Raw genomic sequence first — 14,333 nt, forward strand, 5'->3', positions numbered from 1 at the left:
CACTCCGAACAAGGGAAACGCCGCCATGACCACCACCTTGGAGACCTGGGAGCAGGTGGAGCCGACCCTGTCGGTCCGCCAGGTCCTGACGCTGGAGCGGGTCCTCGCCGGGGAGCCCGAGGTGGTGGCAGGTGCCGGTCAGCTCGACCGGGCCGTGCGCTGGGTGCACGTCGCCGAGGCCTGCGACGTGGGCGTGATGCTCAGCGGCGGCGAGATGGTCCTCACCACCGGAGTGCTGCTCGCCGGCGACGAGGGCGCGCAGGCCGAGTACATCCAGTCCCTGCACCGCGCGGAGGCCGCGGCCGTCGTGCTGGGCCTGGGACGGGCGTTCCCCACCCCGCCGGACGTGATGCGCCGCGCCGCCGAGCGGTGCGGGCTGCCGATGATCGTCCTGCACCGGCCCTTTCCCTTCGCCGAGCTGACGGAGGAGGTCCAGTCCCGGCTGGTGCGGCGGAAGTTCGCCGCCGTCAGCCTCTCCGAGGCGGTACGCACCGCGCTCACCGGACTCATCACCGCGGGCGCCCCGCTGCAACGCCTGCTCGACGAGGTCGCCCAGCACAGCGGCTGTCCCGTCGTCGTCACCAACCTCGCCCACCGCGTCCTCGCCACCGCGGGGGAGCGGCCCGCCGTGGACGACGTGCTGCGGGACTGGGAGCGCATCGCCCGCCAGGCCGGCGGCAACGAGGTCGACGGCTGGATCCGCGCGGAGCTGGCCGGACGGGGAGAGCGGTGGGGCCGGATCACGCTCTGCGGCTACCGCGGCGACACCGCCGGCGGGCGACTGCTCGCCGACCGGGCCGCCGAGGCCCTCGTGCTGCACCGCATGCTCGGCGGCAACTCCACGCACAGCTGGGAGGAGCAGTCCGCGCAGAGTCTGCTGACCGACCTGGTCAGCGGGATCGTCCCGGCCCGGCAACTGCTGCCGCGGGCCCGCGCGGCCGGACTCCCCGTCAACCGGCGCAGCTTCGTCCCGCTGGTCGTACGCGACGGCGAACCGGCCCAGCTCGACCGCGTGCTGCGCATGGTGGGGATGCCCGGACTCGTCGCCGAACTCGCCGACGGAGCTGTCGCCGTCCTGCTGAGCCTCGCCCGCGACCAGGACACGACGGCCCTCGCCGCGCACTTCGCGGCCCGGCTGCGCACCGAGTCCGGGTCCTCGAAGGCCGTGGTGGCCGCGGCCGACGAGCGCACCGACTGGGACGACGTCCCCGCCGGGCTGCGCGAGGCCCTGCACGTCGCCGACGCCGTGGCGGACTCCTCGGCCGTCCTGGACCTCCCGGCCGTCGTACGCCTGAAGGACGTCCACCTGCGCGGTCTGATACGGCTGCTGCGCGACGACCCGCATGTGCAGTCCTTCGCGGAGCGCGAGCTGGACGGGCTGCTGTGCGGGGCCGGCGAGGACCTGCTCGCCGTACTGCGCACCTATCTCGCCACCGGCCGCAACAAGTCCCGCACCGCCCAGCTCCACCACGTCTCCCGCCCGGCGCTCTACCGCCGGCTGGAGTCCATACAGGGGCGGCTCGGCGTCGACCTCGACGACTTCGAGCAGGCCGCCTCGGTACACATCGCGCTCCTCGCACACGACGCGCAACAGGCTTGAAACATGCGACGACCAGGGAAAACGGCGGTGAAACATGGGCCCACAGCAGGGTGACACCGTGCCACGCCGCACGCCCGCAGACGTGACACCGTGCAACTCAAATGGGCTCTTCGGACTTCTTAGGCTCCTCGCACACCGAGTGACCGGAGGTCCCGATGAGCACAGTGATCCGAGCCGCCCTCTTCCAGACCGCCTGGACCGGCGACAAGGAGTCGATGATCCAGGTGCACGAGCAGGCGGCCCGCGACGCCGCCGCGCAGGGTGCCCAAGTCCTGTGCTTCCAGGAGCTGTTCTACGGACCGTACTTCTGCCAGGTCCAGGACAAGGCGTTCTACGAGTACGCCGAACAGATCCCGAACGGCCCGATCGTCAAGCGCTTCCAGGCGCTCGCCAAGGAACTCGGCCTCGTCCTGGTCCTGCCGATGTACGAGGAGGAGCAGCCCGGCGTCCTCTACAACACGGCCGCCGTGATCGACGCGGACGGCTCGTACCTCGGCAAGTACCGCAAGCACCACATCCCGCAGGTGCCCGGCTTCTGGGAGAAGTTCTACTTCCGTCCCGGCAACAGCGGCTGGCCGATCTTCGACACCGCCGTCGGCAGGATCGGTGTCTACATCTGCTACGACCGCCACTTCCCGGAGGGCTGGCGCGCACTGGGTCTGGAGGGCGCCGAGATCGTCTTCAACCCGTCGGCCACCTCGCGCGGCCTGTCGGCCTACCTGTGGCAGCTGGAGCAGCCGGCCGCGGCCGCCGCCAACGAGTACTTCGTCGGCGCGATCAACCGGGTCGGCGTCGAGGAGCTGGGCGACAACGACTTCTACGGGACGAGCTACTTCGTCGACCCGGAGGCCCAGTTCGTCGGCGAGGTGGCGAGCGACAAGGAGACCGAACTGGTCGTCCGCGACCTCGACCTGGCCAAGCTCCGCGAGGTCCGCGACCGCTGGCAGTTCTACCGCGACCGCCGTCCCGACGCGTACGGTCCCCTGACCGCTCCGTAACCGGGCCGGGCACGTTCGCCGGTCCGGCGCACGGGGGGCCGGACCGGCGGCACCGACCGACCCGCACCACACCAGTGTTGAACACGGCAGGAGAGGGATCATGAGCAGCCGTACCGTCATCCGTGGTGGCCTCGTCATCACCGCGTCCGACGAGATCCACGCCGACGTCCTGATCGAGGACGGCCGCATCGCCGCCCTCGCCGCCTCCGGCACCTCCGCCGCCGAGGCCTGGACGGCCGAGCGCACCATCGACGCCACCGGGAAGTACGTCATCCCGGGCGGGGTCGACGCCCACACGCACATGGAGCTGCCGTTCGGCGGCACCTCAGCCTCCGACACCTTCGAGACCGGCACCCGGGCCGCCGCCTGGGGCGGCACGACGACCATCGTCGACTTCGCGGTGCAGAGCGTCGGCCAGTCCCTGCGCGAGGGCCTGGACGCCTGGCACGCCAAGGCCGAGGGCAACTGCGCGATCGACTACGGCTTCCACATGATCGTCTCCGACGTGAACCAGGACACGCTCAAGGAGATGGACCTGCTGGTGGAGGAGGGCGTGACCTCCTTCAAGCAGTTCATGGCCTACCCCGGCGTCTTCTACAGCGACGACGGCCAGATCCTGCGCGCCATGCAGCGCTCCGCCGAGAACGGCGGCCTGATCATGATGCACGCCGAGAACGGCATCGCGATCGACGTGCTGGTGGAGCAGGCGCTGGCACGCGGTGAGACCGACCCGCGCTACCACGGGGAGGTCCGCAAGGCGCTGCTCGAAGCCGAGGCCACCCACCGGGCCATCAAGCTCGCGCAGGTCGCGGGCGCGCCCCTGTACGTCGTGCACGTCTCGGCGATGGAGGCGGTCGCCGAGCTGGCCAGGGCACGCGACGAGGGCCTGAACGTCTTCGGCGAGACCTGCCCGCAGTACCTGTTCCTGTCGACGGACAACCTCGCCGAGCCCGACTTCGAGGGCTCGAAGTACGTGTGCTCGACGCCGCTGCGGCCCAAGGAGCACCAGGCCCACCTCTGGAAAGGCCTGCGCACCAACGACCTCCAGGTCGTCTCCACCGACCACTGCCCCTTCTGCTTCGTGGGCCAGAAGGAGCTCGGCCGCGGCGACTTCTCGAAGATCCCCAACGGCCTACCGGGCGTCGAGAACCGCATGGACCTGCTCCACCAGGCCGTCGTCGACGGGAACATCTCGCGCCGCCGCTGGATCGAGATCGCCTGCGCGACCCCGGCCCGCATGTTCGGCATGTACCCGAAGAAGGGCACCATCGCCCCCGGCGCCGACGCGGACGTCGTCATCTACGACCCGCAGGCCGAGCAGATCGTCTCCGCCGAGACCCACCACATGAACGTCGACTACTCGGCGTACGAGGGCAAGCGCCTCACCGGCCGCGTCGAGACCGTTCTCTCGCGCGGCGAACTCGTCATCACCGAGCGGGAGTACACCGGGCACGCCGGACACGGCACGTACACCCCCCGCTCCACCTGTCAGTACCTCAACTAGGAGTGGCGTCCATGGACTTCGGACTCGTCCTGCAGACCGACCCGCCGGCCTCGAAGGTCATCAGTCTGATGAAGCGGGCCGAGCGCAACGGCTTCACCTACGGCTGGACCTTCGACTCCGCCGTGCTGTGGCAGGAACCGTTCGTCATCTACAGCCAGATCCTGTCGAACACGAGCAAGCTGAAGGTCGGCCCGATGGTCACCAACCCGGGCACCCGCACCTGGGAGGTCACCGCCTCCACCTTCGCCACGCTCAACGACATGTTCGGCAACCGCACGGTCTGCGGCATCGGCCGCGGCGACTCCGCGATGCGTGTCGCCGGCCGCAAGCCCAACACCCTGGCCCGCATCAGCGAGGCCATGAAGGTCATCCGGGCACTGGGCCGCGGCGACGAGGCCGACCTCGGCGGCACGGTCGTCAGGTTCCCGTGGATCAAGCCGGGCGCCGAACTGCCCGTGTGGATGGCCGCGTACGGCCCCAAGGCCCTGAAGATGACCGGCGAGGAGGCCGACGGGTTCATCCTCCAGCTCGCCGACCTCTACCTGACCGAGTACATGGTCAAGGCCGTGAAGGACGCGGCCGTCGCCGCCGGACGCGATCCGTCCGAGGTGAAGATCTGCGTCGCCGCCCCCGCCTACGTCACCGAGGACGACTCGCCCGAGGCGCTGGCCCACGCGCGCGACCAGTGCCGCTGGTTCGGCGGGATGGTCGGCAACCACGTCGCCGACCTGGTCTCCAAGTACGGTGAGCACTCCGCCGCCGTACCGGAGGAACTCACCGACTACATCAAGGCGCGCGAAGGCTACGACTACTCCCACCACGGGCGCGCCGACAACCCCGACACCCAGTTCGTGCCGGACGAGATCGTCGAGCGGTTCTGCCTGATCGGCCCGGCCGACAAGCACGTCGAGAAGCTGAACGCGCTGCGTGAGCTGGGCGTCGACCAGTTCGCGGTCTACGACATGCACGACGCCCAGGAAGCCACCATCGACGCGTACGGGTCGACGGTGATCCCGGCCCTCAACGGCTGACCCGCATCCCCGCTCACCTCCCCATCCCCCCACTCCAGTTCTCCCCTCCCCGCCTCCCCGGGGAGGGGGTGGCGGGGCCGGGGAAGGGAGGACACGCCCCCACGCCGCCCGGCACGCACTCTCGCCGCACCGGACGTAGGCCCAAGTAGCTCCGCTACGAGGGCCTACGTCCGGCACGCCGAGAGCACGCACCGAACGACGCGGGAACGCACCCTCCCTTCCCCGGCCCCGCCGGCCCGCACGGCCTTTCCGGATCCGCCCCTCGTTTGATTGGCCTGCCCATGACCGACACCGCTCCCACGGCCATACCGCCGTCCCCTCAAGTCACCCTCGCCGACGGCCGGGTGGAGCTCGCCCCGGGCAGCCCCGCCCCGAGCGGCCGCTACGCCAACGAGGACCTGCTGCCGGTCCCGGTGGAGAAGCGCACCTGGACCACGTACAACTTCTCGGCGCTGTGGGTCGGCATGGCCCACAACACGGCTTCCTGGACCCTGGCCTCCGGTCTGATCGCCGTGGGCATGGACTGGAAGCAGGCGGTGTTCACCATCGCCCTGGCCAACGTGATCGTGCTGGTCCCGATGCTGCTCACCGGGCACGCGGGGCCGAAGTACGGCATCCCCTTCCCGGTCTTCGCCCGCGCCTCCTTCGGCATCCGCGGCGCCAACCTCCCCGCTGTCGTACGGGCGTTGGTGGCGTGCGGCTGGTTCGGCATCCAGACCTGGATCGGCGGCGAGGCGATCTACTTCCTCGCCGGGAAGCTGATCGGCAACGGCTGGAGCGACGCCGGACAGTTCGGCGGCTATCCCTGGACCATGTGGCTGTCGTTCGCGATCTTCTGGGCGATCCAGGTCGCGATCATCTACCGGGGCATGGAGACGATCCGCCGCTTCGAGAACTGGGCGGCGCCCTTCGTCCTCGTCGGCGCCTTCGTGATGCTGATCTGGATGAGCAACAAGGCGGGCGGCTTCGGCCCGCTGCTCGACCAGCCCTCCAAGCTGGGCTGGGGCGGCGACTTCTGGAAGCTGTTCTGGCCGTCCCTCATGGGCATGATCGGCTTCTGGTCCACCCTGTCCCTGAACATCCCGGACTTCACCCGCTACGGCAAGAGCCAGAAGTCGCAGATGTGGGGCCAGGCGCTCGGTCTGCCGACCACCATGACGCTCTTCGCGCTGCTGTCGGTGATGGTCACCTCCGGTTCGCAGGCCGTGTACGGCGAGACGATCTGGAACCCGGTGGAGCTCGCCGCCAAGACGGACAACGTCGTGGGCCTGCTGTTCGCGCTGGTCACCGTACTGGTGGCGACCCTGTCGGTGAACATCGCGGCCAACCTTGTCTCGCCGGCCTTCGACTTCTCCAACATCGTGCCCCGCAAGATCACCTTCCGGGCCGGCGCGCTCGCCACCTGCGTCCTCGGCGTACTGATCTTCCCCTGGAAGCTGTACTCCGACCCGCAGGGCTACATCTTCACCTGGCTCGGCCTGGTCGGCGGTCTGCTCGGCACGGTCGCCGGCATCCTCATCGCCGACTACTGGATCCTGCGCCGCGGCAAGCTCGACCTGACCGACCTGTACCGCGCCGGCGGCCGCTACTGGTACGACGGCGGATGGAACTGGCGGGCCGTGGTCGCGTTCGTCACCGGTGGTGTCCTGGCCATCGGCGGCGCGAGCTTCAAGCCGCTGATCGACGGGCGGCCCATCCCGGCCCTGGAGCCGCTGGCCGACTACGGCTGGGCGGTGGGCCTGGGGACGTCGATGGTCCTGTACGTGGTGCTGATGCTGCTGCGCGGAAGGGACCGCCTGGAGGCGTAAGGCGGCCCGGTTGCCGGAGGACGGACTGGAGGGCGGTCGAGGGCGGTCAGCCCTGCCGGCCGTCCTCCAGCGCCGTGACCGCCTCCTTGGCGGCCTTGATGGCGCCCTTGTTGATCTCGTCCGTGCTCGGCGCCTTCTTCGACTCGAAGTCACTGCCGTTGTACGTGATGGTCACCAGCGCGTTGGACGCGCGCACCACGACCACGCCCTCGCGGGTCTGCTGCTTGTCCTCCGTGGTGAGGTTCACGACGGAGTACGCCGAGTCGCCGAGACCGGGCACGTCCCCGCCACCGCTCTTCTCCGTGACGGTGCCCTGGTAGGACTTCTTCGCCGCCTCGTCCGTGTCCATGACCTCGAAGGAGACGTCGAGCCAGCGGTAGTCGTACCCCTTCAGGGCGTTCCACGAGCAGGTGCGGCGCAGTTTCGTGTCCGTCGACGGGATCTCCTTGCCGGCCGCCTTGACGCCCGGCACGAGCGAGGTGATCGTCTTGTCGGCGAGGCTGTCGCACGGCGCGGGCGCGGCGGCGTACGTCTTCGACGCGGCGGCCGTCGACGGAGCGGAGGCGGACTGCGTGCCGGTCTTCTGCTCCTCCTTGTGCTCGGCGGCCGGTGTCGCGGCGAACGGACCGGACGTCAGCGCCCAGCCCGCCGCGGCGAGTACGACGACGGGCGACAGGCGTGCGGTGAGGGCGAGCGGCAGGGGAAGAGAGCTGGAACGCACGGCGCACTTTTCGTGGGGGACGGTGCGGAAGGAGTCCGCACTGCGGACGGGGCGCCAGTTTCACACGACTGACTGTGGGACGGAAGTGCCAACTCGCTCCGTACCTGTGCGGTCACAGCACCCCGCCACTGATGGGCCGTGTGCCCTGTTATGTCCTCGCGGTGGGCCGGTTGAACGCCGTCTCGATCCGGTCCACGGCCGCGAACGCCCCGTAGGAGACGAGGTGCACCAGACAGTGGTCGGTGTGCTCCGGCCGACGCCAGGCCGCGACGTCCTCGTCCGTGATGCGGTACGGGGCGAGGGCGGCCAGCAGCGCCAGGCGTGCGCCGGGGTGCTCCCGCCGGTCCGGGAACCCGCTCGGATCGAGTGGCGGATGTGATCCGTCCCAGTCCCACAGGGTTTCCTCGACGAGGGCCTGCTCTTCGGCGTCGAGGAGGCCGGAGCCCGCCATGGCCGCCCTGATCAGCGCCGCGTACGCGAGGCCGACGGGCGTGCCGTCCGCCCACCTGGGGGCTTCGCCGGGGTCGGGGAGGTCGAGGAGGGCAAGGGCCTCGCCGGGCACGGCGGGGCGGCGTACGGTCCGGGAGAGCGTGCGGCCCGCGAGAGAGCGGACCACCCGGAACCGCTGGGCGTTGCCCGGCAGCAGGTTCTCGGTCAGCAGGGCGGACACGATCCGGTTGATGAAGTGGAACGCGAGCGCGGTGCCGAGGTAGCCGGGGGCGTGCTCGCGCGGGAAGGGGTACGGCTCGGGGCCGAGGCCGCCCGGTACGCGGGTCAGCTTGCCCCACTCCAGCACGCGCGCGTGCTGCTCGTTCTCCGGCCGCTCTCCTCGGGCCAGGCGTTCGGCGAGCGCGTGGTCCCCGGTGGCGTGCAGCAGCACGGTGTGCGCGTCCACGCAGAACGGGCACCTGTTGGCGAGCGACACCCCGAGCGCCGCCAACTCCTTGCCGGTACGGCTGCCGGGTCCCGCGATCAGCGACTCGCGCATCAACGCCCAGACGGCCGCGAGGATCTCGGGTGCGGAGGACAGGACCACGAAGGTGACGGGCTCGTCGATGCCGAAGTCGCGGGAGAGCTGGGCGTAGACCTCGGCGACTCGGCCGGTGGCCGCCTTGGGCGGCAGGGGCTCGGTGTAGCGGAAAGGTGTGGGCATGGGCAGCAGCGTGCGCCGCGGGGACGGGTGCGGTCGTCGTACGGCCGAAGACAGTCGGCGCTGCGCCGAGGGGCCGGGGCGAGGCCGCTTTCTACTGCGCCGGGAGTAGTCGGGGAGTTGTCCACAGGGCTGACGCCGGTGTCGGCGCCGGAGGCTACTGTGCGGGCATGAGCGGGCACTTGGTCACACCCAGGGTTCTCGCCGACGCGGCCCTCGCGGTCGTGGTCGGCGCCCTCGTCGTGACCACGGCCGCCTTCGACGGGGACACGACGGCCGTCGACTACGCGTTGATCGTGCTCGGTTCGGCCGCCCTGGCGTTCTACCGGCCGGCCCCGCTGGCGGTGCTGGCCGCGGCCACCGCGACCGGCGCGGCGTACGTCCTGCACGCCCACCCCGGTCTGCTCGCCGCCCTCCCCGTTCTCGCCGCCGTGCACACCGCGGCCCGGGTGGGACACCGGGGCTGGGCCGCCGCGGCGAGCGGGGTGTACCTGGCGGCGTACGTGACGACGGGCCCGACGACGGGGGAGGTCGTGGAGAAGGCCGCGCTGCTCACGGGCTGGTTCCTGTGCGCGGTCGTGACGGGCCTCGCCGACCGCAACTGGCAGGCGTATCTGCGCCAGACCGAACAGCGCGCCCTGGAGGCCGAGCGCACCCGGGAGGAGGCCGCGCTGCGCCGAGCGGGCGAGGAACGTCTGCGGATCGCGCGGGAGTTGCACGACTCCCTCACCCACAGCATCTCGATCGTCAAGCTCCAGGCAGGCGTGGCGGTCCACCTGGCCCGCAAGCGCGGCGAGGAGGTGCCGCCCGCGTTGCTCGCCATCCAGGAGGCGGGCGGCGAGGCCATGCGCGAGCTCCGGGCCACCCTGGAGATCCTGCGCACCGACGAACCGGCCGGCACACCCGCGGTGCTCGTGGAGCGCGCACGGGCGGCGGGCCTCAGCGTCCAGCTGTCGGTGAGCGGCGAGGAGCGGCCCCTGCCGGCGGCCCTCGACCGGGCGGTGTACCGCATCGTCCAGGAGGCCCTGACGAACGCGGCACGGCACGCGGGCCCGGCCAAGGTGCAGGTGCGACTGGAGTACGGCGGCGATGAGTTGGTGATAAGGGTGGACGACGACGGAACAGCCGAGGCCACCCGGCCCCCGACACCGGGCATCGGCCTCACCGGCATGCGCGAACGTGTCACGGCCCTCGGCGGCGCACTTCACGCCGGCCCGCGTGCGGAGGGCGGCTTCTCGGTGCGGGCGGAGCTGCCCTGGGAGGCTGCCGGATGATCAGGGTGGCACTCGTCGACGACCAGGCGCTGATGCGCGCCGGTTTCCGTGCGCTGCTGGACGCCGAGGACGGCATCGAGGTCGTGGGGGAGGCGGCCGACGGGAAGCAGGGCCTGGCCCTGGTCCGTGCCGAAGCCCCCGACATCGCGCTGATCGACGTACAGATGCCGGTGATGACGGGCATTGAGGCGACCCGTCACATCGCCGCCGACCCGTCCCTGGCCGCCGTACGCGTCGTCATCCTCACCAACTACGGCTTCGACGAGTACGTCTTCGAGGCGCTGCGGGCGGGTGCGAGCGGCTTCCTGCTGAAGGACACCGAACCGGCCGACCTCCTCCAGGCCATCGAGGTGGTGGCCCGTGGCGAGGCCCTGCTGTCCCCGTCGGTCACCCGCACCCTCATCGGCGAGTTCGTCTCCCGTCCTCCCGACCGGTCCACGGCCCCCGGCCTGGAGTGTCTGACGCGCCGCGAACGCGAGGTCACCGCCCTGGCCGCCCGCGGCCTCACCAACGAGGAGATCGCCGCACACATGGTCATCAGCCCGTTCACGGCGAAGACGCACGTGAGCCGGGCGATGACGAAGCTGGGGGCACGGGACCGGGCACAACTGGTCGTGTTCGCCTACGAGTCGGGACTGGTGACGGCCCGCGCCACCTGACCCGCGCGACAAATCCGTTGCACGCGGTGGGCGGTGCTGAGCAATCTGAGGCGATGACCGAGACGACACACGAGCAACAGCCCTCCCTCCGTGAGGAGATCCTCGACTACTACGCCCGGGGCGGGGAGGACGCCCGCCTCAGAGAGGGCGGAGCGCCCGCCGGGCGGCTGGAGTTCTGGCGTACGCAGGACGTGCTGCGGCGCTTGATGCCGGCGGCGCCCGCGCGGATCCTCGACGTCGGCGGCGGCAGCGGGGTCCACGCGGAGTGGCTCGCTCGCGACGGGTACGAGGTCGACCTCGTGGACCCCGTACCGCTCCACGTGGAGCAGGCCGCACGGCTGCCCGGCGTCACCGCCCGCCCCGGAGACGCCCGTGCCCTGCCCGCCGCCGACGCGGGTTACGACGTGGTACTGCTCCTCGGGCCGCTGTACCACCTTCCCGAACGGAGCGACCGCGTACGGGCGTTGGCCGAGGCGTACCGGGTGGTCCGGCCGGGCGGACTGGTGGTCGCGGCCACCATCAACCGGTTCGCCGGTCTGCACGACGTGCTGCGCGAGGAGCGCTACTTCACCCCCCTGCACCGCGAACGCACCGACGCCGTCACGGTGGACGGCCGGCACCATCACCACGCCGAGGACGGTCTGTTCACCGTCGCCTACTTCGCCCGCCCCGAAGAGGCGCCGGCCGAGTTCACCGAGGCCGGGTTCACCGTCGGGCGCCAGTACGGCGTCGAGGGCGTGGCCTGGCTCATGGGTGGCGTCGAGGACTGGCTGGACGACCCGGAACGCCGCGAGGCCGTCCTGGCGGCGACCCGGCGCATCGAGTCCGAGCCGACGCTGCTCGGAGCCAGCGGGCATCTGCTCACGGCGGGCCGGCGGCCCGGTCAGCCGTGAGCGATCCGTCGAGGCCGGGCCGCCGGCCGGGGTTCCGGTGCCTGGGGGCCGGTCGGTCAGGGGCGGCTGGTCAGGTAGCCGCCCATGGAGGTGAAGTACTCCGCCGCGGGCAACTCCCGGCCGTCCTCGGTGCGTACGCGGGTGATGGCCAGGCCCTTGTTGCGGCCCGTGCGGGCATCGGCTCCGGCGACGATCACCACGCCGTCGCCCTCGCGATAGAAGATCCGGCCGGGCGTACCGCCGTAGTGGCCCTGGGAGACCACCGCGGCAAGGACCTCGAGCCGCTTGCCCTTGTGGAAGGTGTAGGTGCTGGGGTACGGCTCGGACTGGGCGCGGACCAGGCGTTCGAGGTCGGCGGCCGGCCAGGTCCAGTCGATGCGGCTGTCCTCGATGGACCGCTTGTGGAAGAAGCTCGCCTGGGACCGGTCCTGCTTGGTGAACTCGGTCTGCCCGGCGGCGATGAGGTCGAGTGCGCCGATGGTGACCGGGGCGATGAGGTCGACGGTCTTGTGGAAGAGGTCGGTGGCGGTGTCGGTCGGTCCGACGGGCACCGCCTCCTGCCGGACGATGTCGCCGGCGTCGAGTTCGTCGTTCATCATGTGCGCGGTGACGCCCACTTCGGGCTCGCCGTTGATCAGGGCCCAGATCAGCGGGGAGAAGCCGGCGTACTTCGGCAGCAGCGAGTCGTGCACGTTCAGGGTGCCGTGGCGGGGCAGGTCGAAGATGCGCGGGGGGATCCACGTCCGCCAGTTGTTCGCCACGATGATGTCCGGGTCGGCCTCCTTGAGACGCTCGAACAGCTCGTCGTCGTCAGGGCGGTTGCGGATCAGCACCGGGACGCCGTGCTCTTCGGCGAGGTCGGCGACGGAGTCGCTCCAGATCTTCTCGTACGCGTGCTCGCTCTTGGGATGCGTCACGACGAGTACCACGTCGTGGTCGGAGTCCAGGAGGGCTTGCAGGGTGCGGTGCCCCCACGTCTGGTAACCGAGCATGGCGACCCGCATGGGGGTTCCTCCTCAGAGCAGGGATTGACCTGAGCAGTAAAGCAAGGCTTACCTTAGTCTGCAATAGTCGTTCGTGGCAGCCAAGTTGGCGAGGCGATCGGCTGCGGCGTTGTCCGTTTCGCCCTATCGACACCTCCGCAGGTTTAGCTTAGGCTCACCTAAGTTCTCGGCAAGTCGCTCCGTCGGCGTGCCACTTTTCGTGCTTTCCCCACGCCCGGCAGGTGACTGCCCCGCACGATGGGAGTGACATGTCGCAGGTTCTTCCTGGTGACGTACCACCCGTCCACGACCTCCTTGGTATCGGCTTCGGACCGTCCAATGTGGCCATGGCGATCGCGCTCAGCGAGCACAACGCACGCGTCGGCGGGCAGGAGGCGATCACCGCTCACTTCTTCGAGCAGCAGCCCCGCTTCGGCTGGCACCGAGGCATGCTGATCGACGACGCGACCATGCAGGTGTCCTTCCTCAAGGACCTGGTGACGCTCCGGAACCCGGCCAGCGAGTTCAGCTTCCTGTGCTACCTGCAGAGCAAGGGACGGCTGATCGACTTCATCAACCACAAGAACCTCTTCCCCCTGCGGGTGGAGTTCCACGACTACCTGGAGTGGGCCGCCGCCAAGGTCGACGACATGGTCTCCTACGGCCACGAGGTAGTCGGCGTCGCGCCCGTCGTCCGTGACGGAGCCGTGGAGTACCTGGACGTGACGGTCCGGTCGGGGGAGGGGCTCGCGGTGCACCGGGCCCGCAACCTCGTCATCGGCACCGGCCTGCGTCCCCTCATGCCCGAGGGCGTGGAGCGCGGCGACCGCGTCTGGCACAACTCCGAACTGCTGGCGAAGGTCGACGCCTTGGAGGGCACCTCGCCCTCCCGGTTCGTCGTCGTGGGTGCCGGGCAGAGCGCCGCCGAGAACGTCGCCTACCTGCACCGCCGCTTCCCCGAGGCCGAGGTCTGCGCGGTCTTCTCCCGCTACGGCTACAGCCCGGCCGACGACAGCAGCTTCGCCAACCGGATCTTCGACCCCGAGGCGGTCGACCAGTACTTCGCCGCACCCGAGGACGTCAAGCGCCGGCTGATGGACTATCACGGCAACACCAACTACTCCGTGGTGGACATCGACCTGATCGACGACCTGTACGGGCAGATGTACCGGGAGAAGGTCCTCGGCACCGAGCGGCTGCGCTTCCTCAACGTGTCCCGGCTCACCGACGTCAAGGAGACGCCCGACAAGGTCCGGGCCACCGTGACCTCCCTCGTCACCGGCGAGGAGACCGCCCTGGACGCGGACGTCGTGGTCTTCGCCACCGGCTACAGCCCCGCCGACCCCATCGGCCTCCTCGGCGAGGTCGCGGACGGCTGCCTGCGCGACGACGAGGGCCGCGTCCGCGTCGAGCGCGACTACCGCATCGCGACGGAACCCGACCTGCGCTGCGGCATCTACCTCCAGGGCGGCACGGAGCACACGCACGGCATCACGTCGCCGCTGCTGTCCAACACCGCGATCAGGGTCGGCGAGATCCTGGACTCGGTCCTCGGCCAGGGCCTCGAGTCCGCATCCGGCCAGGCCCGGCCGGTCGCCGACGAAATCGGCAGCACCGCCCGCTAGCCCGCCACCGGTCCCGCGCCCCAGCCGCGCCCCGCCTGGTGGCACCGCACCCGGCAGGCGCGGCACTGTGCAACCCCCGTGAAAGCA

At 70.6% G+C, this 14,333-nt stretch carries 12 protein-coding genes; 9 read left to right on the forward strand and 3 right to left on the reverse strand.

From position 1 onward, the window contains the following. Positions 1–25 precede the first annotated feature (25 nt). The 5 genes from KUM49_RS24130 to KUM49_RS24150 all read left to right on the forward strand — a co-directional run bounded on the left by KUM49_RS24130 (position 26) and on the right by KUM49_RS24150 (position 6,941). Positions 26–1,600 carry a PucR family transcriptional regulator ligand-binding domain-containing protein gene (locus tag KUM49_RS24130; RefSeq protein ID WP_217239009.1) on the forward strand — a complete coding sequence of 525 codons (1,575 nt, stop codon included), beginning with the start codon at positions 26–28 and terminating at the stop codon, positions 1,598–1,600. 155 nt (positions 1,601–1,755) lie between these two features. Further along, positions 1,756–2,598 (forward strand): nitrilase-related carbon-nitrogen hydrolase, encoded by an 843-nt coding sequence (locus tag KUM49_RS24135; protein ID WP_217239010.1) that lies wholly within the window; start codon positions 1,756–1,758, stop codon positions 2,596–2,598. Between the two features lie 100 nt (positions 2,599–2,698). Beyond that, positions 2,699–4,102, forward strand: a complete 1,404-nt coding sequence (gene hydA, locus KUM49_RS24140) for a dihydropyrimidinase (RefSeq protein WP_217239011.1) — start codon at positions 2,699–2,701, stop codon at positions 4,100–4,102. 11 nt (positions 4,103–4,113) lie between these two features. Beyond that, entirely contained in the window at positions 4,114–5,133 is a 1,020-nt protein-coding gene (locus KUM49_RS24145; protein ID WP_217239012.1) for a TIGR03842 family LLM class F420-dependent oxidoreductase, read from the forward strand. Positions 5,134–5,414: 281 nt separating this feature from the next. Then, positions 5,415–6,941 (forward strand): NCS1 family nucleobase:cation symporter-1, encoded by a 1,527-nt coding sequence (locus KUM49_RS24150; protein WP_217239013.1) that lies wholly within the window; start codon positions 5,415–5,417, stop codon positions 6,939–6,941. A 46-nt stretch (positions 6,942–6,987) separates the two neighbouring features. On the opposite strand, the gene KUM49_RS24155 is transcribed toward KUM49_RS24150, so the two are convergent. Together KUM49_RS24155 and KUM49_RS24160 are read right to left on the reverse strand one after the other, a co-directional pair. Beyond that, positions 6,988–7,662 carry a hypothetical protein gene (locus KUM49_RS24155; RefSeq protein ID WP_217239014.1) on the reverse strand — a complete coding sequence of 225 codons (675 nt, stop codon included), beginning with the start codon at positions 7,660–7,662 and terminating at the stop codon, positions 6,988–6,990. 148 nt (positions 7,663–7,810) lie between these two features. Continuing rightward, positions 7,811–8,815, reverse strand: coding sequence for a carboxymuconolactone decarboxylase family protein (locus KUM49_RS24160; RefSeq protein WP_217239015.1), 1,005 nt, complete (start codon positions 8,813–8,815; stop codon positions 7,811–7,813). Positions 8,816–8,982: 167 nt separating this feature from the next. Between KUM49_RS24160 and KUM49_RS24165 the strand changes: the two genes are divergently transcribed. The 3 genes from KUM49_RS24165 to KUM49_RS24175 are packed head-to-tail and all read left to right on the forward strand — an operon-like array spanning position 8,983 to position 11,638. After that, on the forward strand, positions 8,983–10,086 hold the full coding sequence (locus tag KUM49_RS24165) for a sensor histidine kinase (protein ID WP_217239016.1): 1,104 nt from the start codon (positions 8,983–8,985) through the stop codon (positions 10,084–10,086). Continuing rightward, positions 10,083–10,745: a response regulator transcription factor gene (locus tag KUM49_RS24170; RefSeq protein WP_217239017.1), complete on the forward strand. Its 663-nt coding sequence runs from the start codon at positions 10,083–10,085 to the stop codon at positions 10,743–10,745. The genes KUM49_RS24165 and KUM49_RS24170 overlap by 4 nt, the downstream gene beginning before the upstream one ends. Positions 10,746–10,798: 53 nt before the next feature. After that, positions 10,799–11,638 (forward strand): bifunctional 2-polyprenyl-6-hydroxyphenol methylase/3-demethylubiquinol 3-O-methyltransferase UbiG, encoded by an 840-nt coding sequence (locus KUM49_RS24175; RefSeq protein ID WP_217239018.1) that lies wholly within the window; start codon positions 10,799–10,801, stop codon positions 11,636–11,638. 56 nt (positions 11,639–11,694) lie between these two features. On the opposite strand, the gene KUM49_RS24180 is transcribed toward KUM49_RS24175, so the two are convergent. Then, positions 11,695–12,642, reverse strand: a complete 948-nt coding sequence (locus KUM49_RS24180) for a methionyl-tRNA formyltransferase (RefSeq protein WP_217239019.1) — start codon at positions 12,640–12,642, stop codon at positions 11,695–11,697. Between the two features lie 248 nt (positions 12,643–12,890). Between KUM49_RS24180 and KUM49_RS24185 the strand changes: the two genes are divergently transcribed. Next, positions 12,891–14,246 (forward strand): lysine N(6)-hydroxylase/L-ornithine N(5)-oxygenase family protein, encoded by a 1,356-nt coding sequence (locus KUM49_RS24185; protein ID WP_217239020.1) that lies wholly within the window; start codon positions 12,891–12,893, stop codon positions 14,244–14,246. Positions 14,247–14,333 lie beyond the last annotated feature (87 nt).

The sequence above is a fragment of the Streptomyces sp. AC555_RSS877 genome (genome assembly GCF_019049245.1).
In the GTDB taxonomy this organism is placed as follows: Bacteria; Actinomycetota; Actinomycetes; order Streptomycetales; family Streptomycetaceae; genus Streptomyces.